Raw genomic sequence first — 19,810 nt, 5'->3', positions numbered from 1 at the left:
CAATTGGGACGAAACAACCGGCGAACCTCCAGCGCACACGGATTCACCACCCCTGGTGCGTCACAGAGCACGAGCCTCATTCCTATGATGGGCGCACGACACCGCGGACCAACCACGACCAGGTGGGACCCAAAGGTGTACGGCGGCGCGCGACGGTGGTGGAGGGGTCGATGACTCAGGGGGCCGGTCAGGGACCCGCGGTGCGGACGGCGACATTGCGGGACTTCCGCGTACCTCCGTACGCCCAGGCCCCCGATCCCGCACACACGAACGCCTTCGGCAACGAGTACGGGAGCACCTACGGGAGCGCCTACGCCGTGGACGAGCAGCCCGAGGGGTACACCCCCACCCAGCGGGACCTCCCGGTGATCACCCGTGGCGGTCCCGGCGACACGCTCCAGGTGAGCGTGCAGCCGGGCACCGAGCCGCGGCCCGCCGTCGGCGAGGGCCTCGGCCCGCTCTTCGTCGTCGGTGATGTCCACGGCTACCTCGACGAGTTGCACGCCGCCCTCGCCGAGCAGGGGCTCATCGACTCCGAGGGCCATTGGGCGGCGGGCAACGCCCGGCTGTGGTTCCTCGGCGACTTCACCGACCGCGGGCCCGACGGCATCGGCGTGATTGACCTCGTGATGCGGCTGTCCGCCGAGGCAGCCGCCGCCGGCGGCTACTGCAAAGCCCTCATGGGCAACCACGAGCTGCTGCTCATCGGCGCCAAACGGTTCGGCGACACGCCGGTCAACTCCGGTGCGGGCACGGCCACTTTCCAGGCCGCCTGGCTGCTCAACGGCGGCCAGAAGGCCGACATGGACCGGCTCCAGGACGTACACCTCCAGTGGATGTCCCGCCTCGACGCGGTCGCGCTGGAAGACGGGCATCTGCTGACGCACTCCGACACGACGGCCTACCTGGACTACGGCAGCACCATCGAGGACGTGAACGACACAGTCCACGCCATTCTCACGCGCAACGACGCCGACGAATGCTGGGACGTCTTCCGCAAACTCACCAAGCGCTTCGCCTTCCGCGACGAGGGTGGCGCCCAGGCGGTGCGCGAACTCCTCGACGCGTACGGCGGCGAGCGCATCGTCCATGGTCACAGCCCCATTCCCTACCTGCTGGGCGAAGTGGGCAATGAGAGCGCGGACGGCGACGACGAGAATTCCGGGCCGGTCGTGGAGGGTCCTCATGTGTACGCCGACGGGCTCGCCATCGCCATGGACGGCGGCGTGACCATGGCCGGAAAGCTGCTGGTGGTCCAACTCCCCCTGCATGGTTGAACTCCGCGGGGGAAGGCGCGGCCATATACATACCGCACTTACCACTGGGCCTATTTCCGGAAACCCCCTGTCACCCCGTGCCGTAGGCGCTCTACCATCGGCTTATCCGTAGCAGGCTCTCCTCCGTTTCCGCCCAATTACCCGCTCGTCGCGGGTTGTCCGGCCCTACGGAGCATCGGGGGATGCACATGAACAGCAGCGCTCCGCACCTGCTGGCCGAGGACCGCCCGGAATTCGAACGCGTCCTCGACGAGGCATTGCGCACCGCTCACGACCGCCCTGAACTGGCCTCCGTCGGACTGCGGCTCAACACGGCACAACTGCGCACCGCGGCCATGAACGCCAGTGCGCTGATCGCGACGGCCGCCGCCGCCGAGTACGACCACTACGTGAAGGTCCGCGAGGACGTACGCACGCCTCCCGCGACAGCCGCCCGCACCGGCTCGGTCCTCAGCATGGGCGAGGCCACCGAGACGGTGGGCGCGGGCGTCGTCGCCGTCGTCGCCGTTCTGACACCCGTACTGGCAGGCACCGCCGCCGCGATCTTCCTGGTCATCGGGTACCTGCTGACCATGCTCACGCCCGAACCCGCCTTCGCCCGGACCCTGATGACCGCCGGCTGGCTCTTCGCCGCGCTCGCGGCGGCCGGCATCCTGGTCGCCGCCGTCGGCCTGCTGCTGACGGCTCTGCGCAACGGTTCGTCCGGATTCCCCGACGGACGGGGCGGTGAGCGGACGCAAGAAGTGGAGAGGGCCGCGGAGGCCTGGCGTCACGCCCTGCTGGAGCGGGGCGTCGTACCGTTCCTGCGGGACGCCCTGGCCGAACCGGATCCGGGCCCGGCCGCCCCGGCGCCGCGCCGGCCCTCCGGACGCATCCCCGACCTGGGGTACTCACGCCCGGACTACAGCAGCCCGGGCCCGGACGGCGGCACCACACCGGGTCCCCGCCCCAGCTTCTCCAGCCCGGACTTCTCCAGCCCCGACTTCGGCGGCCCCGACCACAAACCCGAGTAGTCCCCGGCACACCGGGCGACTACAGCCGCCGCACCACCTGCGCCTCCGCGCGTTCCACCGAGGCGCGGCCGTGGACGTGCACCAGCGCCAGGTGGAACAGTGCGGGGGCCAGCGGCGCCCACCGGTGGATCCGGTCCGCACGCAGCAGGTACCTGGCCACGTCCGCCGGGCGGAACGGCACGAACTCCGTCGTCTGGTGCTCCCACCGGTCGGCGACGCCTCTGCTCATCCGTGCCTCGACACCCTCACGGGTCATGGTCTTGAGCCTGGCGTAGAAGTGGGCGCTCCAGTGGCGCTTGTCGACGTCCAGCACGAAGGCCAGGAGAGCGAGGGAGTACTCGGGCGGCTCCAGGGAGAGTTCCTCCCGCATCCCGCGCCGGGCGACGGCGTACAGGTCGGGGGCGTTGCGGCCGGACGAGTCGATGTGCCGGGACAGCCCCTCGTTGACCGAGGAGTTCCACACGCCGGGCGCCATCCGTACCCGTTCACTGCGCCTGCTGACCACCAGCATGTCGTCGGCGGTCACCACGGCGACATTGACGGCGAAACTGCACTGGAGGAAGGCCGGCGCCTGCAGCGGGTCGTCCGGGTCGAGGTAACGGGAGCGCGGGGTGCCTCCGCTGGGCAGCCGGCGGTCGAGCTGCTGGGCCGCCAGAAACGTGTAGTAGTCGGTGGGTCGCAGCCGCAGGTGGACCTCCGGCCGCTCGTCGAGAGCGGTCCGGGAGATGTCGAACGCCTCGACCGCGTAGCGCGGTCCGTTCCACACCGGTGTACGGCCCTCGGCCCCCAGCTGAGCGCTCTCGGCGTCGATCTCCGCGCGCCAGCCCGCCATGTCTGCGGGGAGGGATATCTCCTCGTCCAGGACCTGGATGTGAACGGCCTCGTTGGTGATCACCGCATCGCCGTCGCCCTCCACGATCAGGGCGGAGGTGTGCAGCGGTCCAAGGGCGAACGTCGTCCAGGCGCGGCTCGGCTCCCCGTGGACGCGCATGCTGCGCAGCGCGCTCGCCGAGCGTCTGCGGACCCTGAACCAGGCATCCTGCAAGGGCTGCTGAAACAGCGTGGCGAACACCATGCCCAGTAAGGCGCCCACCACTCCATTGGCCACGTCGATTCCGCCCATGGTGGGGAGCGTAGACGCCAACGATCAAGGAGCGGGCGGCTCTTGGCTCTTCCGTTACCGCCCTGCGAGGGGCCCCCGCCCCGGGAGGCAGGGGCCCTCCGGCGCTCAGTCGGCGATCGGCAGGTACACCCGGTTGCCGGCGGCGGCGAACTCCTTGGACTTCTCAGCCATGCCCGCCTCGATCTCGTCCTGCGTACCGCCGTGCTCACGACGGATGTCCTGGCTGATCTTCATCGAGCAGAACTTCGGCCCGCACATGGAGCAGAAGTGCGCGGTCTTCGCCGGCTCCGCGGGCAGCGTCTCGTCGTGGAACGACCGCGCCGTGTCCGGGTCCAGGGCCAGGTTGAACTGGTCCTCCCAGCGGAACTCGAAGCGGGCGTCCGACAGCGCGTCGTCCCACTCCTGCGCCCCCGGGTGCCCCTTGGCGAGATCCGCGGCATGGGCCGCGATCTTGTAGGTGATGACGCCGGTCTTCACGTCGTCACGGTTGGGCAGACCCAGGTGCTCCTTGGGCGTCACGTAGCAGAGCATCGCCGTGCCCCACCACGCGATCATCGCCGCCCCGATGCCGGAGGTGATGTGGTCGTACGCCGGGGCCACGTCCGTGGTGAGCGGGCCGAGCGTGTAGAAGGGGGCCTCCTCGCAGATTTCCTGCTGGAGGTCGATGTTCTCCTTGATCTTGTGCATCGGGACGTGACCCGGACCCTCGATCATCGTCTGTACGTTGTGACGCTTGGCGATCGTGTTGAGTTCCCCGAGCGTCCTCAGCTCGGCGAACTGCGCCTCGTCGTTGGCGTCCGCGATCGAACCCGGCCGCAGGCCGTCGCCGAGCGAGTACGTCACGTCGTACGCCGCGAGGATGTCGCAGAGCTCCTCGAAGTTCTCGTACAGGAACGACTCCTTGTGGTGCGCCAGGCACCACGCGGCCATGATCGAGCCGCCGCGCGAGACGATGCCGGTCTTGCGGCGGGCGGTGAGCGGGACGTACGGCAGGCGTACACCGGCGTGGACCGTCATGTAGTCGACGCCCTGCTCGGCCTGCTCGATGACCGTGTCCTTGTAGATCTCCCAGGTCAGCTCCTCCGCCCGGCCGTCGACCTTCTCGAGGGCCTGGTAGAGCGGGACGGTGCCGATCGGGACGGGGGAGTTGCGCAGCACCCACTCGCGCGTGGTGTGGATGTTGCGGCCGGTCGACAGGTCCATGACCGTGTCGGCGCCCCACTTGGTGGCCCACGTCATCTTGTCCACCTCCTCCTCGATGGAGGAGGTGACAGCGGAGTTGCCGATGTTGGCGTTGACCTTCACCAGGAACCGCTTGCCGATGATCATCGGCTCGATCTCCGGGTGGTTGACGTTCGCGGGCAGGACCGCGCGGCCCGCCGCGATCTCCTCCCGTACGACCTCGGGCGCCACGTTCTCGCGGATCGCCACGTATTCCATCTCGGGCGTGATGTCGCCGCGACGGGCGTACGCGAGCTGCGTGACCGCCTGGCCGTCACGGCCACGGCGGGGCTGGCGCGGACGGCCGGGGAACACCGCGTCGAGGTTGCGCAGGCCCCCGCGCGGCGACGTGTGCTTGATCCCGTCGTCCTCGGGGCGGACCGGACGGCCCGCGTACTCCTCGGTGTCACCGCGGCCGATGATCCAGTTCTCGCGCAGCGGCGCGAGTCCCCGGCGTACGTCCGTCTCGATGGTCGGGTCGGTGTACGGGCCGGACGTGTCGTACAGCGTCACGTCCTTCCCGTTGGTGAGGTGCACCTGACGGACCGGCACGCGGAGATCCGAACGCGAGCCCTCGGGCCCCGTGGCGTATCCCTTGTGCCAGCCCGGCTTGCGGCCGTCCTGGCTGGTGGCAGGCGTGTGTGCATCCGCTGTGGTCATGAGACCTACTCCCTACGCCGGCATTACCCGGTAACAGGTTCGGCGGTCGACGCAGCGGCTTCCGTACGGATTCACGTACGAAGGTCAGCGCCCTCTCAGCCCGGTGCTCCGAGCTCCCGCGTGTGCAAAGGTGCCCCCACGCTAGCGTCATGTCTGGCGCGCTGAACAGAGGGCCCCCTCCGTTCTTGCGATGATCGGTCGGTGACGTCCCCACAGCCAACGCCCGAAACCCACGGCCACACCCACAGCCACGGGCCCGCCGCGCCCGTCTCCAAGCACCTGCGCAAGGTCATCGCGGCGGTGCTGATCCCGTTCGCCACGGCGGTCCTTGTCGGTCTCGTCGTACTGTGGCCGGGCGGCGCGCCCGGCCACGAGCGCACCGGCGTCGGCTTCGACCGGCAGACGGTGGACGGCAAGGTCACGTCGGTGCAGCAGGTCGACTGCAAGGACGTGAACGCCGCCCAGGTGCCCCCGACCGGCGACACGTCCACACCGTCCGGCCGAGAGGCTCAGCAGGCCCAGCAGGGCACCTGCGAGAAGGCGACGGTCGAGGTCACCTCCGGCAAGGACAAGGGCCGCACCTTCACCGAGATCGTCCAGCCCGACGCGCCGCGACAGCTCGACGAGGGACAGGGCGTGGTGGTGGCGTACGCCCCCGACGCGCCCCGCGATCTCCAGTACTCGGTGACAGACGTGGACCGCGGCGTCCCGATGGCGCTGCTGGCCGGGCTCTTCGCGCTCGCCGTGGTCGGCGTCGGCCGGATGAAGGGAGTAATGGCGCTGGTCGCGCTCGCCGTGTCGTTCGCGATCCTGACCCTGTTCATCCTTCCCGCGATCCTCCAGGGCTCGAATCCGCTGCTGGTCGCGGTGGTCGGGTCCAGTGCCATCATGCTGATCGCGCTCTACGCCTGCCACGGCCTGTCGGCCCGTACGTCCGTCGCCGTCGTCGGCACGCTCATCTCACTGCTGCTGATCGGGCTGCTCGGCTCGCTCTTCATCGACTGGGCGTTCCTGAGCGGCAACACGGACGACAACACCGGGCTCATCCACGGCCTTTACCCGGACATCGACATGAGCGGCCTGCTGCTCGCGGGCATCATCATCGGCTCGCTCGGTGTGCTCGACGACGTGACGGTCACCCAGACGTCGGCGGTCTGGGAACTCCACCAGGCGGACCCGTCGATGGGCCCGCGCGCCCTCTACCGGGCCGGTATCCGCATCGGGCGCGACCACATCGCGTCCGTCGTCAACACGCTCGTCCTGGCGTACGCGGGCGCCGCCCTTCCCCTGCTGCTGCTCTTCTCGATCGCGCAGAGCAGTGTCGGTACCGTCGCCAACAGCGAGCTGGTCGCGGAGGAGATCGTACGCACGCTGGTCGGCTCGATCGGTCTGGTCGCCTCCGTGCCGGTGACGACCGCGCTCGCGGCGCTGGTCGTCTCGGCCGACCGGCCGGCCTCGGACGGGCCCGCTGCGGCTTCCTCCGCACGCGGCGGCGGTGTCGGTGGCGCCGTTGGTGGCGGCTTCGGTGGCGGCTTCGGTGGCGGCGGCAAGGGCCGGCGCCGCAAGCGCTGAACTGCCACCCCCCATGGGCTCAGCCGGCGTTCTGCTCCTCGGCGAGGATCCGGCCGAGCGCTTCCTCCAAGTCCCCCTCGAAGTCCCCGAGAGCGCACTCCTGTCCCAGCGGCACCAGCCTGTCCGTACGGTCGAGGAACGCCACCAGCGGAGCCGCGCTCGCCCGGAACAGCGCACGGTCCCCGGCGACCTGAAGGCGGATGTGGACGTCCACGAGCTCGTTGGGATCGGTCGGCCCGATGCGCACATCACCCTCGCCGCACGGCTCGCTGAGACCGTCGAGCAGCAACTCCCGCCCGAACGCCCAGGTGACAGGTTCGTCGCCGGGGAGGTGGAACGTCATCCGGACCGCGTACGGATCCCTGGTCGTGTACCGGAGTTCCACCGGAATCCGGAAAGACAGCTCCTCCGAGACCAGGAAGTTCATCATTACTTCTGCCTGAACCGACTCGCGCATCGCTTACCCCGCAAATAGTGAAACTGGCGGCAATAGTGAAACTGGCCAGGAATCGTCCCCCTTGGCCCTCTTGCGCCATCGTGATGGAAGCGCTACCGGATCACAAGGAGTGATTTTTCAGATACTGATAGAGAACGCGAACGAGCCGAGCAATCCTCCCACTGCGCTGTGTAGTTGATTCACCGCGGGCAGCAACCGCTGTTCCTGTTCGGCGGGGAGGGAAATGGCCATCGTCGCGGCGGTCGTTCCGATCCTCAGGGGAATGGCCGCACAGACCGATCCGACCGCGTATTCCTGGCGTTCGACGACCGGCCGCATCCGCTCCACGGCCGCCAGGCGCTCCAGCAGGACCCGCCGGTCACGGACCGAATACGGGGTGAGCGGCTCCACCGGATGACGGTCCAGATGGTCCCGGCGGGACTCCTCGTCGAGCTGGCTCAGCAGGCACTGGCCCACGGCGTGGGCATGACCGGTGTCGCGGAAGTCGGCCCACTCCTCCACAGCGGGGGACGACGGACCCTCCGCGACCGCGACCAGCTCGATCTCGCCCTCGCGATAGAGCGCGAAGTAGACGGGCACGCCGATCGCGTCCCGCCAGTACTCCAGTGAATCGGTGATCATGCCGCGGCGATTCTGCCGCTCGCCCGCGGCGGCCAGCCGCACGGCGGCCTCACCGAGTACGAACACACCGTGCTCGCGCCGCAGATAGCCCTCGTGCGCCAGCGTGCGCAGCAGGTGGTAGGCGGTGGGGAGGGGGAGGCCGGCCTCCCTCGCGAGCTGCTTGGCCGGGGCCCCGTCGGCATGGGCTCCCACCGCCTCCAGCAGGCGCAGGGCGCGCTGCACCGAACCGATCAGGGTCGGAGCACTCGCACTCGGACCCGGGATCGCACGCGGGATCGGGATCGGGCTCGGGATCGGGCTCGCACTCGGGATCGGGCTCGGAGTTGGAGCGGCGGCCGTTTGTGCCATGGCCACGGGACGCACCCCCAGGCGTACTGACGGGCCGCATGCCCGCCTGAGGCATCAGAGAGCCGTCACTCTAACCGCCGCGTCCCGACACGCAGTGTGCTTCCCGGGCCCGGATCCCCCGGGTGGGCTAACGGCCGTACGGGCTACCAGTCGCTGCCCGAAGACGAGGACGATGCCATGAACTTCCGTACGACGTAGATCAGTCCGCCGACCAGGGCGACGAAGAGCAGCACCTTGAAGAGGAGGCCGATCAGCAGGCCGATGGCGCTCAGGATGGCGCCGCCGAACACCACCAGCGCGATGACGGGCACCGCGACCCACTTCACCCACCACGGCATCCCCGCGAATATCTCCCGCACAGCCATCGCTTGCCTCTTCTCCCTCGCAGCTGTTCTTCCTGACCTCGATGCTAGGGGCGAAGGGGTGGCGCACGGGGGTCCGGAGCCCTTGAAGACCCCTGATCGGCCCCCTAGGGAACCCCGAGTTCCGGCCCGGGGACGGCTGGGCGCCCGGCCCGGTGGGGGCGTGCGTGCGGCGGGCTCTCGGGCGTGAGCTCTCCCGCGTCAGCTCACGGGCGTCAGCTCTCGGGCGGCGAGAAGACGACCATCACCCGCAGGTCCTCGGTGATGTGGTGGAACTTGTGCGGCACCCCGGCCTGTACGTACACCACACTGCCCCGCCCGACCTGCGTCGTCTCCATGCCGACGGTGATCGACGCGCGCCCGCTGACGACGAAGTACACCTCGTCCTCTCGGTGCGGCTGCTGCGAGTCGGTCTCGCCCGCGTTCAGCGCGTACAGGCCGACCGACATGTTCCTTTCCCTCAGGAACTGCAGATACGCGCCGTCGTTGGCCGCACGCTCCGCCTCCAGCTCGTCCAGTCGGAATGCCTTCATCGTCCGTCCGCCCCTCGGCCTGCCGCGCACCGGTGTCCAGCGCGGATCGTGTCTGCCACGATCAGACACATGATGAATTTCCTAGTCAAGACGCTCGCCAACGCCGGGGCCCTGCTGGTGGCCATCTGGCTCGTCCACGACATCACGCTGACCGGCGACAGCACCGGCAACAAGGCACTGACACTGGTCGTCGTCGCGCTCCTCTTCGGCCTGGTGAACGTCTTCGTCAAGCCCGTAGTGAAGCTGCTGACGCTGCCGCTCTTCATCCTGACGCTCGGCCTTATAACCTTGGTGATCAACGCACTGATGCTGCTGCTGACCTCCTGGCTGGCCGACGTGATCGACCTCAGCTTCCACGTCGACGGGTTCTGGACAGCCGTGCTCGGCGGCCTGATCATCAGCGTCGTCTCGTGGGCGCTCAACGTCATCCTGCCGGAAAAGGACTGACGCATGGACCCCGAGAATCCCACCACCGTCGGAGACGGCACCCGGGCCGTGCGCGCGGGCCTTCCCGAGCCCGTCGCGTACGAACCGACGCTCCCGGGACCGGTCTTCGCCGCGCACTACCACCTGCCCGGCGACCCGACCGGCCCGTACACCTACGGCCGCGACGAGAACCCCACCTGGACCCACCTGGAGCGGGCCATCGGCGAGCTGGAGGCGCCGGGGCAGGACGGCGTCGAGACCGTCGTCTTCGCCTCCGGCATGGCCGCCGTCTCCGCCGTACTGCTCTCGCAGACGCAGGCCGGCGACACGGTCGCGCTGCCCGACGACGGCTACCAGGCCCTCGCCCTCGTCCGCGAACAGCTGGCGGCGTACGACGTGAAGGTGCGCACCGCGCCGACCGGCGGCGACGCCCAGCTCGGCACAGTCGACGGCGCGCGTCTGCTGTGGATCGAGACGCCGTCCAACCCGGGCCTCGACGTCTGCGACATCCGCCGGCTCGCGGACGCCGCCCATGCCGCCGGAGCGTTGGTCGCGGTCGACAACACGCTCGCCACCCCGCTCGGGCAGCGCCCCCTGGAACTCGGCGCGGACTTCTCCGTGGCCAGCGGCACCAAGGGCCTCACCGGTCACGGCGATGTCCTGCTCGGCTACGTGGCGTGCCGCGACGCCCGGCTGGCCGCGCGCGTACGGCGCTGGCGCAAGGTCGTCGGGGCCATCCCCGGCCCGATGGAGGCCTGGCTGGCGCACCGCTCGCTGGCCACCCTCCAGCTGCGCGCCGACAAGCAGGGCGCGAACGCCCTGGCCCTCGCCGGGGCACTGCGCGGGCACCCGGCCGTGAGCGGGCTGCGCCACCCCGGGCTGCCCGGCGATCCGTCGCACGCCGTCGCGTCGCGCCAGATGCGCCGCTTCGGCTGCGTCGTCTCGTTCACGCTGCCCGACCGCGGGTACGCCGAGCGGTTCCTGGCGGGGCTGCGGCTGGCCGACGACGCGACCAGCTTCGGCGGCGTACGGTCCACCGCCGAGCGGCGCGGGCGCTGGGGCGGCGACGCCGTACCGGAGGGTTTCGTCCGCTTCTCCGTCGGGGCCGAGGACCCCGAGGACCTGGTGGCCGACGTGCTGCGCGCGCTCGACGAGGCGGCGCCGACGGCCTAGCGCTGGCCTGCGCCCACGTACGACGGACGGTCCGAGCCTCCCCCCTCATGGCTCGGACCGTCCCGGTTCCACGCGCGAAGAACCGCGCAACAAAGGCTAGTTGACTCTGCGTCAGTGTCCAATCACGGTAGCGACAGAGACCTATCGACATATTTATAGTTGTGACCGTCGGCGACCCCGCCGGGACGGGAGACCGCGCCATGGACCTGGCTCTGCTCCGCACGTTCGTCACGGTGCACCGGGCCGGCTCCTTCACCCGCGCCGCCGCCCTCCTCGGCCTGTCGCAGCCCGCTGTGACCAGCCAGATACGCACCCTGGAACGGCAACTGGGCCGCCCACTGTTCCTGCGCCAGGCCCGCGGCGTAACCCCCACCACCGTCGGCGACGAACTCGCGCACCGCGCGGCGCCGCACCTCGACGCGCTCGTCGAGATCACCGAGACGGGCCTCGACGAGGAATCCGGCGTACGGACCCTGCACCTCGCGGGGCCGCCGGAGTTCACGTCCGTACGCGTCCTGCCCACGCTGTCCCCGCTCATCGCCGAGGGCCTGGCGCTGCGCACCTCCTTCGGCAACGCCCAGGAGACCCTGGAAGGCCTCGCCGCAGGACACCACGACCTGGCCATCTCCACCGACCGGCCACGCGGCGCCATGCTCATCGGGGCCGCCCTGTGCGACGAGGAGCACGTCCTGGTCGCCGCACCGCGCTGGGCCGCGAGAATCGGCCCCGGGCTGTTGCGCCGCAAGGGACCGCAGGTACTGGAGCACCTGCCGGTGGTGGAGGTGCACGAGTCGCTGCCCCTGGTCACCCGCTACTGGACCACCGTCTTCGACACCCGCCCGGTCGCGGCGGGCACCGTCGTCGCACCGGACCTGCGGGCAGTACTGCACGCCACGGCCGCGGGGGCGGGACTCGCCGTACTGCCCCGATATCTGTGCGAAGAGGCACTGGAGCGAGGAGAGGTCGTCGCGCTCCTCGACCCTCCCGTGCCGCCCCTGCGGACCTATTTCCTCGCCGTACGCACGGGCACACTGGCCCTCCCGCACATCGCCCGGGCCCACGAGTGGCTGCTGCGTGCGGCGACCGACTGGTCCTGAACCGGCGCACAACAGCGGTGCGGGAGTTTCAGACCGGGTGAGGCGGGCCACTGTATTGCCATGACCGGCACCTCATTTCCCGAGGGGACCACCCCCGCACCTCAGAGGCCCGTGGTCAAGCGCACCGCCCGCGCCATCCTGCTCGACGGTGACGACCTGATCCTCATCAAGCGCACCAAGCCGGGCGTCGATCCGTACTGGCTCACGCCCGGCGGCGGCGTCGAACCCACGGACGCCACCGTCGTCGACGCCCTGCACCGCGAGGTCGACGAGGAACTCGGCGCGAAGATCACCGATGTGGTGCCCTGCTTCGTCGACACCGTCGAGCACATCGCGGGCGGCGGAGTGACAGGCGTCAAAGTGCAGCACTTCTTCGTCTGCCGGCTGGAGTCGATGGACCCCGCCCTGCGGCACGGCCCCGAAATCGACGAGCCGTGCGGGGAATACGAGATCGTACGGGTGCCCTTCAGCCGGATCGGGATCGCGGCGGTGCACCTCGTACCGCTGTCACTGCGGCACTACCTGGACGGCAACATCGAGGGCGTCCGGGCCATGCACGCCCACGACCTGGGCTGACGGCCGGCCGGTGGCTACTCGCCCGCCGCCACCAGCTCTTCGATGGAGTCGTGGCGGATGCGCTCGCCCGGTATGCCCAGATTCCTGAGGGCGTCGACGCCGCTGCGGATCATCCCGGGCGGGCCGGAGAGATAGGCGTCGTGGGAGTTCCACGGGCCGTACTCCAGCACGGCGTCCGGGAACTGCGTCCTGCCGTCGACCAACGGGTGCACCGACAGCCAGGAGTGGGACTGCTGGAGGCGCAGCATGGTGTCGATGTCGTACAGGTCGTAGTCGGTGCGGGCGCCGTAGAAGACGTCGACTGGGCGGCGCTCACCGTGCTTGGCCACGTCCTCGACGAGCGCCTTGATGGGCGCGATGCCGGTACCGCCGCCGAGACAGAGCAGCCCGTTGTCGGTGGTGTGGTCCACGGTCATCGAACCGGCGGGCGGCCCCAGACGCACGGTGTCGCCGGGGCGGGCCCGGTGGACCAGAGCGTTGGAGACCCACCCGGCCGGGACCGCCTTGACGTGGAAGGACAGCAGGCCGTCGGGGCGGGGGGCCGCGGCGAAGGAGTAGTGCCGCCAGACCCGCGGCCACCAGGGCGTTTCCAGGCTCGTGTACTGGCCGGCCAGGAACGGGTACGGCTGGTCGGGGCGCAGCGTGACAACCGCTATGTCGGGGGTGCGCAGGTCGTGCGAGACGACCTCGGCCTGCCACCAGGCGGGCGCGCGCAGCTCGTTCTCGGCGGCCGCGTCGATCATGATCTGGGAGATCGCGGTGTACGTACGGATCCAGGCGGCCTCGGCCTCGTCGTCCCAGGTGGCCGTGGCATAACGGGCCAGGGCCCCGAGCAGCGCCTCGCCGACGGCCGGGTAGTGCGAGGCCTGGGTGCCGTACTTGCGATGTCCGCGCCCCAGATTGCGGAGGTACTCGGTGAGCACCGGCTTGTTGTCGATGTGCTCGGCGGCGGTCAGCAGCGCCTTGAGAAGCCGGTCGCGCTGGGTGTCCATGGCGGCGGGGAAGAGCGCGCGCAGCTCGGGGTGGCGGGTGAAGAGCAGCGCGTAGAAGTACGACGTGACCTTGCCGGCGTCGTCGCCGACATCGGCAAGGGTGCGGCGAATGAGGGCCGCGTCGGGAGACTCGGGAGCGGCGGGCGCGGCGGGGGTGACCTCGGGCGTGGGGGCGGCCGGAGCCGAGGGCGCGGCGGAGGTGAGCGGGGGCGCCGGCGCGGCGGGCGCTTCGGCCACGGGAGGCGTGTGGGGGGCTCTCGGCGCATCGGAAGCCGTCGGCGCATCGGGGGCCGTGGGCGCATCGGGCCGGGCTTCAGCGGCCGGGCGGGGCCAGGGGGCGGCCGGGGGCTGTGCCGTCGGCTGTGGCCGCGCCGTCGGCTGCGACTGGGACTGGGGCTGTGACTGGGGCCGGGCGGTGGGCTGGGGGCGCGAGGCGCCGGTGCCCACCGGGCGTATCGCGGACACGGGGCGGCTGGGACGGCCCGTACCCGGACCGGGTATCCATTCCTGACCCGGTTCCGCATCCTGGCCGGGCGGCTGCTGGGGCCCCGTGCCCGACTTTCTGCGCGGCTTGAACCAGCCGCCGCCGCTCTCGTCGGAAGTGCCGTTGTCGGCCGACGTGGTGGTCGGAGCGTCCATTGATGTGCCTCGCCTCGAACAGCTTTCGGTCGGTCTGTGCACTTCCGGGACCGGAACGTGCTCGCAAATTCCCCGTTCTGCTTCAGGTCTGTGCTGGCTGTGCGGCTGTGATGCCTGCGCTAGCCGTCGTTCAGGTCTGTCAACGGCCCACACTAGGCACGCCACTACCCCCAATTGGGGTGAGGCGGACAGAAGTGTGACATTGCCCGCAGTTCCCGTCGTCGCAGCATGCCAGGCCCCGCTTCCGCATCGGACAAAGACCAGGAAGTCCGGGCATCCGAACCCGTTTTCTGGTTAGGCTGCTTTGCCCCATGCCCTATGCGGTAAGGACACCGGGAGCAAACCGGAGTCGACCCTACCGGCGGTAGCGCGGCGCACAAGCCCCCTGCCGAGGCCGTCCCCTCCCACGGGCCCGCGCCCGCTCTGCGGCTAATTCAGAATTACCGGCGGGACTGCACCAGTTCGTACGCCTCACACAGATCACCACCCCGATAAGCAAGCACGGCAAGGTCCGACACGTGGTGATCCGCATTGACGGCCACCGAAAGCGGCACCGCCGCAAAGATCTCCGCGTCCGACATCGAATCCCCGTAAGCCACGCAGTCACTCCGAAGCAGCCCGAATTCTTCACAGAGCCGATCTGCGATCTTCACTTTCGCGGCCGCATTCAGGATTCCCGCCCGCTCCACCGGCTCCAGAAAAGGCACCGCCGGCCAGCGCGAACCATGCGCGGCATGCGCGCCCCACGCCAGCAGCCGCTGCACGAAAAAGTCCGGAGACAGGGAGATGACGGCGCAGTACTCCCCGCGCGAGCGGATGTCCGCCCATACCTCCTCGATACCCGACAGCCAGGGCGCCCCCTCGAAGGCCGCCGCCACCTGGGCCTCGGTGAGGTCGGCCCACAGCTCCCTGGCCCGCACGGCGAACTCGTCGGGCGCCATGCCTCGCAGAAGGAAATCCCGCTCCAGCTCGGCGATCTCGGCGCTCACTCCCAGCTGACGGGAGATCTCCACCGCCGCCGCCGAGCCGCGCATCAGCGTGCCGTCGAGATCGAAGAGATGAAGTCGCGTCATGTACGCCGAGGCTAGTACGCGCGGTTACTCCCCCCGTCAGACGCCGGAACCACCTGTCGCCAGGCAGCGTGTTTCATGTGAAACCACTCCCTCGCCCCGCACGCCGGGCGCTCCTCGTCACCCATGTCGCCGCCTCCGTGGGCTGGCTCGGCCTCACCATCGGGCTCCTCGCCCTCGGCATCACCGCCTACACCACCGGCTCCCCGACCACGACCCGGGCCGCCTACACCTCCATGAAGGTCTTCGGCGACTGGCTGGTCGCGCCCGTCGCGCTGCTGTCGCTGGCCACCGGGCTGGTCCTGTCCCTCGGAACACCATGGGGCCTGGCCAGGCACCGCTGGGTCTGGGTGAAGTTCTGGCTGACACTCATCACCGGCGCGGCGACCGTCTTCGCCCTGCGGCCCGCGATCAGCGCGGCCGCGGCCCTGGGGACCCCCGACAGCAGCCTGGTCGCCGCACCGGTCGTCGCCTCCAGCGCCTACTTCTTCATGACCGCGATCTCGGTCCTCAAGCCCTGGGGACTCACCCGGCGAGGCCGGCGTTTCCGAGCCGTCGCCTCCTCTTCACGTAAAGCGGTGGACGGGCGATCCGTCCGTCCGTCAGCCTGATCCAATGCCGACTCCGCACGCCGATCTGCCCATCCGCCGCCTGACCCTGGCTGACCTCACCGCCTGCGCCGACCTGTCCGAAGACAGGGGCTGGCCCCGCGAAGAGCACAAATGGAGCCTGCTGCTGGCAGCCGGCACCGGTTACGGCATCGACGCACCGGAAGGAAAGGGCCTCGCCGCGGCGAGCGTTGTCACGTCGTACGGACCCCAGAACGCCTACGAAGCCGGAAGCTCGAACGCACCCGGACTCGCCGCCATCGGCATGGTGCTCGTCGCCGGACGCCACGCACGGCAGGGCATCGGACGCCGCCTGATGCGGCACGTCATCGGGGAAGCCGGGGACACCCCGCTCACCCTGCACGCCACCCCCAACGGCCGCCCGCTCTACGAGGAGCTCGGCTTCGCGGTGACCGGCAGGGCCGAGATGGTCAGCGGTCGCTTCCGCCCGACCGGCCCCCCGGCCGGACTGCCGACCCGTCCCGCCACCGCAGAGGACCTGCCCGCGATCCTGCGTCTGGACGCCGAGGTCTTCGGCCAGGACCGCACCCACATGCTCACGCGGCTTCCCGCCTTCGCCGACCAGATCCGGATCGCCGAGGACCCGAGCGGCATCACGGGATACGCCGCCGCCTGGCCCAACATGCAGACCCATGTCGTGGGCCCGCTGATCGCCAAGGACACCGAGACCGCCAAGGCACTGATCGCCTCGCTGGCCGCCGGCACGGACCGCCCGCTGCGCACCGACATCGACGTACGCCACGAGGAGCTCCTGGAATGGGTGAAGGCGCACGGCCTGGAGCCGGTCGCCTTCAACGCCGTGATGACCTACGGGATCCCCGCCCTGCCCGGAGACTGGAGCCGCCGCTTCGCCCCCCTGACGGTCGCGGCGGGCTGACAGCAGCCGGCAGGGCCGTCCTCCGGGGCCGGGCCAACCTCCGGCCTATCGGCCGAGGGCGTCGACCGCGGCGGTCGCGAACCCGTGGTCCTGGTCGGGCGCTCCGCCGCCCACACCGATCGCCCCGATCAGACGGCCGTCACGCTGCACCGGTACGCCGCCCGCGATGAACAGCAGCGGTCGGTCGAGGGCAGTAGGCAGGGTGTGGAAGAGCCCGCCGGGCTGAACCAGATCCACCAGGTCGACGGTCGGGGCGTTCAGCTGGAGCGCGGTGTACGCCTTGCGGGTGCTCGTCTCGCCGGCGATCAGTACGGCCCGGTCGTCGCGCCGGAACGCGAGCAGGTGCCCGCCCGCGTCGAGCACGGTGACAGCGACCGTGACTCCGGCCTCCTCGGCCGCGCGGCGGGCCGCGTCGACGAGCGCTTCGGCGTCCTGGATGGTCAGCGGGACGACGGCAGTGGTGACGGTGGTGCTCATGAGGTAACTCCTTGGATCTTCAGGGGTGTTTCAGCAGAGCTGTTCAGCTGGGTCGGTCCGGGGCTGTTCAGCGATGTGCGGCAGCAGCGGAGACGGCGGCCGGCTCGGGGACCGACCCCGCGACGACCCGGCCGCGTGCGTCCGAGCGGCGCTCCAGGGCGCTGGACAGGAACGCGAGGCCGAGGGCCGACGCGGCGAGTGCCGCACCGACCCAGTTGGGCGCGGTGTAGCCGAGGCCCGCCGCGATGACGAGGCCACCGAGCCAGGCAGCGAGCGCGTTGCCGAGGTTGAAAGCGCCGATGTTGACCGCGGAGGCCAGAGTGGGGGCGCCCGCTGCCTGGTCCAGTACGCGCTTCTGGAGCGGCGGTACGGTCGCGAAGCCCAGCCCGCCGATCAGCACGATCGTGACGGCCGCGGCGATCTGGTGGTGGGCGGTGACCGTGAAGAGGGCCAGGACCACGGCGAGGGCGCCCAGGGACACGTACAGCAGCGGCATCAGCGCACAGTCCGCCAACCTGCCGCCGATCAGGTTGCCGCCGACCATGCCGAGACCGAAGAGGACCAGCAGCCACGTGACGGACCCGGCGGAGTAGCCGGCAACGCCGGTCATCATCGGCGCGAGGTAGGTGATCGCGGCGAACACACCGCCGAAGCCGAGCACGGTCATCGCCATGGCGAGCAGCACCTGCACATTGCGGAAGGCGGCGAACTCGTGGCGCAGCCGTACGCCCTCGGGCTTGGGCATCTCCGGTACGAGCCGGGCGACACCCACGAGACCGAGCACCCCGAGCACAGCCACCGCGGCGAAGGTCACGCGCCAGCCGTAGCTCTGGCCGATGAACGTGCCGAGCGGGACGCCGACGACATTGGCGACGGTCAGACCGGTGAACATCATGGCGATGGCTCCGGCCTTCTTCTGGGGGGCGACCAGATCGGCCGCGACGATCGACCCGATGCCGAAGAACGCGCCATGCGCGAGGGAGGCGACCACGCGGCCCGTGAGCATCACCCCGAACGAGGGGGCGAGCGCCGAGAGCACATTGCCCGCGATGAACAGCCCCATCAGCAGCATCAGCATGCGCTTGCGGGAGATCCGGGTGCCGAGGACCGACATCAGCGGAGCACCCAGCACGACACCGAGGGCGTAGCCGCTGACCAGATAGCCGGCGGTGGGGATCGAGACACCGAAGTCGGCGGCGACCTCGGGCAGCAGGCCCATGATCACGAACTCCGTGGTGCCGATACCGAACGCCCCGATGGCCAGGGCGAGGAGGGCGAGTGGCATGGCCAGACCTTCCGAAATAGATTGCACATGCGCCTTACGAGCGTTCACATTAATTGCAGACGCGGGTTAATTGCAAGCGCGGGCTATTGCGGTGGTCGTCTATCCTGAGTTCAAGCCGCTCCGGACAAGGAGAGATCCATGACAGCGACAGACCCCGCACTGACCGCCCTCTCCCAGGGCTGGTGCGCCCTCTCCCTGCTCCACGGCAGGATCGACACCCACATCGAGAAGGCCCTCCAGAGCCGGCACGGCCTGAGCGTCCGCGAGTACTCACTCCTCGACGTCCTCAGCCGCCAGCACAGCGGCCCCGGCGGACACCTGCGCATGCAGCAGGTCGCCGACGCCGTCGTACTGAGCCAGAGCGCCACCACCCGCCTGGTCACCCGCCTCGAGGACCGCGGCCTGCTCACCCGCTACCTCTGCGACACCGACCGGCGCGGCATCTACACCGACGTCACCGAGACCGGCCAGGCCCTGCTCGCCGAAGCCCGTCCCACCAACGACGCCGCACTGCGCGAGGCGCTCGACGAAGCCGCCAAGAACACCGAACTCGCACCCCTGGTCAGGGCAGTGGAGGAGCTACGGGTCCCCGCGTAACCTGCGCCCCATGAACGATCTTGAGATACGCCCCGCCACCCTCCGCGACCTCCCGGCCATCGTCGCCATGCTCGCCGACGACCCCCTGGGCGCCCAGCGCGAGTCCCCCGACGACCTCACCCCGTACACCGCCGCGCTCGCCCGCCTCATCGCCGACCCGAACCAGCACGTCGTCGTCGCCGCACGCGACGACCGGGTCGTCGGCACCCTCCAGCTCACAGTGATCCCCGGGCTGTCCCGCAGGGGCTCCACCCGCTCGGTCATCGAAGGCGTACGCATCCACGCCGACGAACGCGGCAGCGGCCTCGGAACCCAGCTGATCGAGTGGGCGATCGACGAATCCCGCCGCCAGAACTGCCAGTTGGTCCAACTGACCTCCGACGCCACCCGCACCGACGCCCACCGCTTCTACGAGCGACTCGGCTTCGAGGCCTCCCATGTCGGATTCAAGCTGAGTATCTGACAACCGTTTCTTTATCCGATTTGGCTCGTTGCCCCAGGCAAGTGGGGCGCCTGTATGTCCGGATCTCGTCCCCACACTCGAACTGGCCCCAACACCCCAGGAGGAGCGAGCCGGATGGTCAACGAAGTGACCCTGCTGGAATCCAGGTCGCTGCGCGACAGCGTCGCGGAACGCACGGAAACGCTCGACAAAGCCAAAGCGCTCTCACTGCTCCCGGACGGGACGCATGTGACGACACAGATGGTCGCCACCTACTTCGAGGTGCTCGAGGGTGCCGTGTACAGGTGACCGACCACCGTGAGGAGCTTGAGTCGAACGGCTA

At 69.9% G+C, this 19,810-nt stretch carries 22 protein-coding genes; 12 read left to right on the top strand and 10 right to left on the bottom strand.

From position 1 onward, the window contains the following. Positions 1-155 precede the first annotated feature (155 nt). Together ACWIHY_RS11030 and ACWIHY_RS11025 are read left to right on the top strand one after the other, a co-directional pair. Positions 156-1,277 (top strand): metallophosphoesterase, encoded by a 1,122-nt coding sequence (locus ACWIHY_RS11030; RefSeq protein ID WP_454375474.1) that lies wholly within the window; start codon positions 156-158, stop codon positions 1,275-1,277. Between the two features lie 182 nt (positions 1,278-1,459). Beyond that, the gene (locus tag ACWIHY_RS11025; RefSeq protein ID WP_454375334.1) at positions 1,460-2,290 is read left to right on the top strand and encodes a hypothetical protein; all 831 of its coding nucleotides are present in this window, start codon (positions 1,460-1,462) and stop codon (positions 2,288-2,290) included. A 19-nt stretch (positions 2,291-2,309) separates the two neighbouring features. On the opposite strand, the gene ACWIHY_RS11020 is transcribed toward ACWIHY_RS11025, so the two are convergent. Further along, complete coding sequence (locus tag ACWIHY_RS11020) at positions 2,310-3,413, bottom strand: hypothetical protein (protein WP_454375333.1); 1,104 nt, start codon at positions 3,411-3,413, stop codon at positions 2,310-2,312. Between the two features lie 105 nt (positions 3,414-3,518). Then, complete coding sequence (thiC, locus tag ACWIHY_RS11015) at positions 3,519-5,294, bottom strand: phosphomethylpyrimidine synthase ThiC (protein WP_454375332.1); 1,776 nt, start codon at positions 5,292-5,294, stop codon at positions 3,519-3,521. A gap of 201 nt (positions 5,295-5,495) precedes the next feature. Between thiC and ACWIHY_RS11010 the strand changes: the two genes are divergently transcribed. Next, entirely contained in the window at positions 5,496-6,866 is a 1,371-nt protein-coding gene (locus ACWIHY_RS11010; RefSeq protein ID WP_454375331.1) for a YibE/F family protein, read from the top strand. 19 nt (positions 6,867-6,885) lie between these two features. Here ACWIHY_RS11010 and ACWIHY_RS11005 read toward each other — a convergent pair whose 3' ends face one another. The 4 genes from ACWIHY_RS11005 to ACWIHY_RS10990 all read right to left on the bottom strand — a co-directional run bounded on the left by ACWIHY_RS11005 (position 6,886) and on the right by ACWIHY_RS10990 (position 9,187). Beyond that, the gene (locus tag ACWIHY_RS11005; RefSeq protein WP_454375330.1) at positions 6,886-7,323 is read right to left on the bottom strand and encodes an SsgA family sporulation/cell division regulator; all 438 of its coding nucleotides are present in this window, start codon (positions 7,321-7,323) and stop codon (positions 6,886-6,888) included. A 117-nt stretch (positions 7,324-7,440) separates the two neighbouring features. Beyond that, complete coding sequence (locus ACWIHY_RS11000) at positions 7,441-8,178, bottom strand: IclR family transcriptional regulator (RefSeq protein ID WP_454375473.1); 738 nt, start codon at positions 8,176-8,178, stop codon at positions 7,441-7,443. Between the two features lie 257 nt (positions 8,179-8,435). Beyond that, on the bottom strand, positions 8,436-8,651 hold the full coding sequence (locus ACWIHY_RS10995) for a DUF5326 family protein (protein ID WP_454375472.1): 216 nt from the start codon (positions 8,649-8,651) through the stop codon (positions 8,436-8,438). A gap of 218 nt (positions 8,652-8,869) precedes the next feature. Beyond that, entirely contained in the window at positions 8,870-9,187 is a 318-nt protein-coding gene (locus ACWIHY_RS10990) for a cupin domain-containing protein (protein WP_454375329.1), read from the bottom strand. A 69-nt stretch (positions 9,188-9,256) separates the two neighbouring features. Between ACWIHY_RS10990 and ACWIHY_RS10985 the strand changes: the two genes are divergently transcribed. The 4 genes from ACWIHY_RS10985 to ACWIHY_RS10970 all read left to right on the top strand — a co-directional run bounded on the left by ACWIHY_RS10985 (position 9,257) and on the right by ACWIHY_RS10970 (position 12,459). Then, a complete protein-coding gene (locus ACWIHY_RS10985) occupies positions 9,257-9,634 on the top strand; it encodes a phage holin family protein (RefSeq protein WP_454375328.1) in 378 nt (125 codons plus the stop codon). A gap of 3 nt (positions 9,635-9,637) precedes the next feature. Then, on the top strand, positions 9,638-10,786 hold the full coding sequence (locus tag ACWIHY_RS10980) for a cystathionine gamma-lyase (RefSeq protein ID WP_454375327.1): 1,149 nt from the start codon (positions 9,638-9,640) through the stop codon (positions 10,784-10,786). Between the two features lie 200 nt (positions 10,787-10,986). Then, the gene (locus ACWIHY_RS10975) at positions 10,987-11,883 is read left to right on the top strand and encodes a LysR family transcriptional regulator (protein WP_454375471.1); all 897 of its coding nucleotides are present in this window, start codon (positions 10,987-10,989) and stop codon (positions 11,881-11,883) included. Positions 11,884-11,943: 60 nt separating this feature from the next. Then, positions 11,944-12,459: an NUDIX domain-containing protein gene (locus ACWIHY_RS10970; RefSeq protein ID WP_454375326.1), complete on the top strand. Its 516-nt coding sequence runs from the start codon at positions 11,944-11,946 to the stop codon at positions 12,457-12,459. Positions 12,460-12,473: 14 nt separating this feature from the next. Here ACWIHY_RS10970 and ACWIHY_RS10965 read toward each other — a convergent pair whose 3' ends face one another. Together ACWIHY_RS10965 and ACWIHY_RS10960 are read right to left on the bottom strand one after the other, a co-directional pair. Further along, complete coding sequence (locus tag ACWIHY_RS10965) at positions 12,474-14,090, bottom strand: globin domain-containing protein (protein WP_454375325.1); 1,617 nt, start codon at positions 14,088-14,090, stop codon at positions 12,474-12,476. A 440-nt stretch (positions 14,091-14,530) separates the two neighbouring features. Further along, complete coding sequence (locus ACWIHY_RS10960; RefSeq protein WP_454375324.1) at positions 14,531-15,163, bottom strand: HAD family hydrolase; 633 nt, start codon at positions 15,161-15,163, stop codon at positions 14,531-14,533. Positions 15,164-15,240: 77 nt separating this feature from the next. On the opposite strand from ACWIHY_RS10960, the gene ACWIHY_RS10955 reads away from it, so the two are divergent. Both ACWIHY_RS10955 and ACWIHY_RS10950 read left to right on the top strand, forming a co-directional pair. Continuing rightward, entirely contained in the window at positions 15,241-15,771 is a 531-nt protein-coding gene (locus ACWIHY_RS10955) for a DUF2269 domain-containing protein (RefSeq protein ID WP_454375323.1), read from the top strand. 4 nt (positions 15,772-15,775) lie between these two features. After that, positions 15,776-16,666, top strand: a complete 891-nt coding sequence (locus ACWIHY_RS10950) for a GNAT family N-acetyltransferase (RefSeq protein ID WP_454375322.1) — start codon at positions 15,776-15,778, stop codon at positions 16,664-16,666. Positions 16,667-16,711: 45 nt separating this feature from the next. Here ACWIHY_RS10950 and ACWIHY_RS10945 read toward each other — a convergent pair whose 3' ends face one another. Both ACWIHY_RS10945 and ACWIHY_RS10940 read right to left on the bottom strand, forming a co-directional pair. After that, complete coding sequence (locus ACWIHY_RS10945) at positions 16,712-17,143, bottom strand: GlcG/HbpS family heme-binding protein (protein ID WP_454375321.1); 432 nt, start codon at positions 17,141-17,143, stop codon at positions 16,712-16,714. Between the two features lie 67 nt (positions 17,144-17,210). Beyond that, positions 17,211-18,428 (bottom strand): MFS transporter, encoded by a 1,218-nt coding sequence (locus ACWIHY_RS10940; RefSeq protein WP_454375320.1) that lies wholly within the window; start codon positions 18,426-18,428, stop codon positions 17,211-17,213. Positions 18,429-18,566: 138 nt separating this feature from the next. Between ACWIHY_RS10940 and ACWIHY_RS10935 the strand changes: the two genes are divergently transcribed. From ACWIHY_RS10935 to ACWIHY_RS10925, 3 genes are all read left to right on the top strand, one after another. After that, the gene (locus ACWIHY_RS10935; RefSeq protein ID WP_454375319.1) at positions 18,567-19,025 is read left to right on the top strand and encodes a MarR family winged helix-turn-helix transcriptional regulator; all 459 of its coding nucleotides are present in this window, start codon (positions 18,567-18,569) and stop codon (positions 19,023-19,025) included. Between the two features lie 10 nt (positions 19,026-19,035). After that, complete coding sequence (locus ACWIHY_RS10930; protein ID WP_454375318.1) at positions 19,036-19,488, top strand: N-acetyltransferase family protein; 453 nt, start codon at positions 19,036-19,038, stop codon at positions 19,486-19,488. A gap of 114 nt (positions 19,489-19,602) precedes the next feature. Then, positions 19,603-19,776: a hypothetical protein gene (locus tag ACWIHY_RS10925; RefSeq protein WP_454375317.1), complete on the top strand. Its 174-nt coding sequence runs from the start codon at positions 19,603-19,605 to the stop codon at positions 19,774-19,776. Positions 19,777-19,810 lie beyond the last annotated feature (34 nt).

The organism is Streptomyces sp. NPDC055287 (assembly GCF_053646035.1).
The sequence above is the reverse complement of the archived record's forward strand: the minus strand, read 5'-3'. Positions and strand labels throughout refer to the sequence as shown.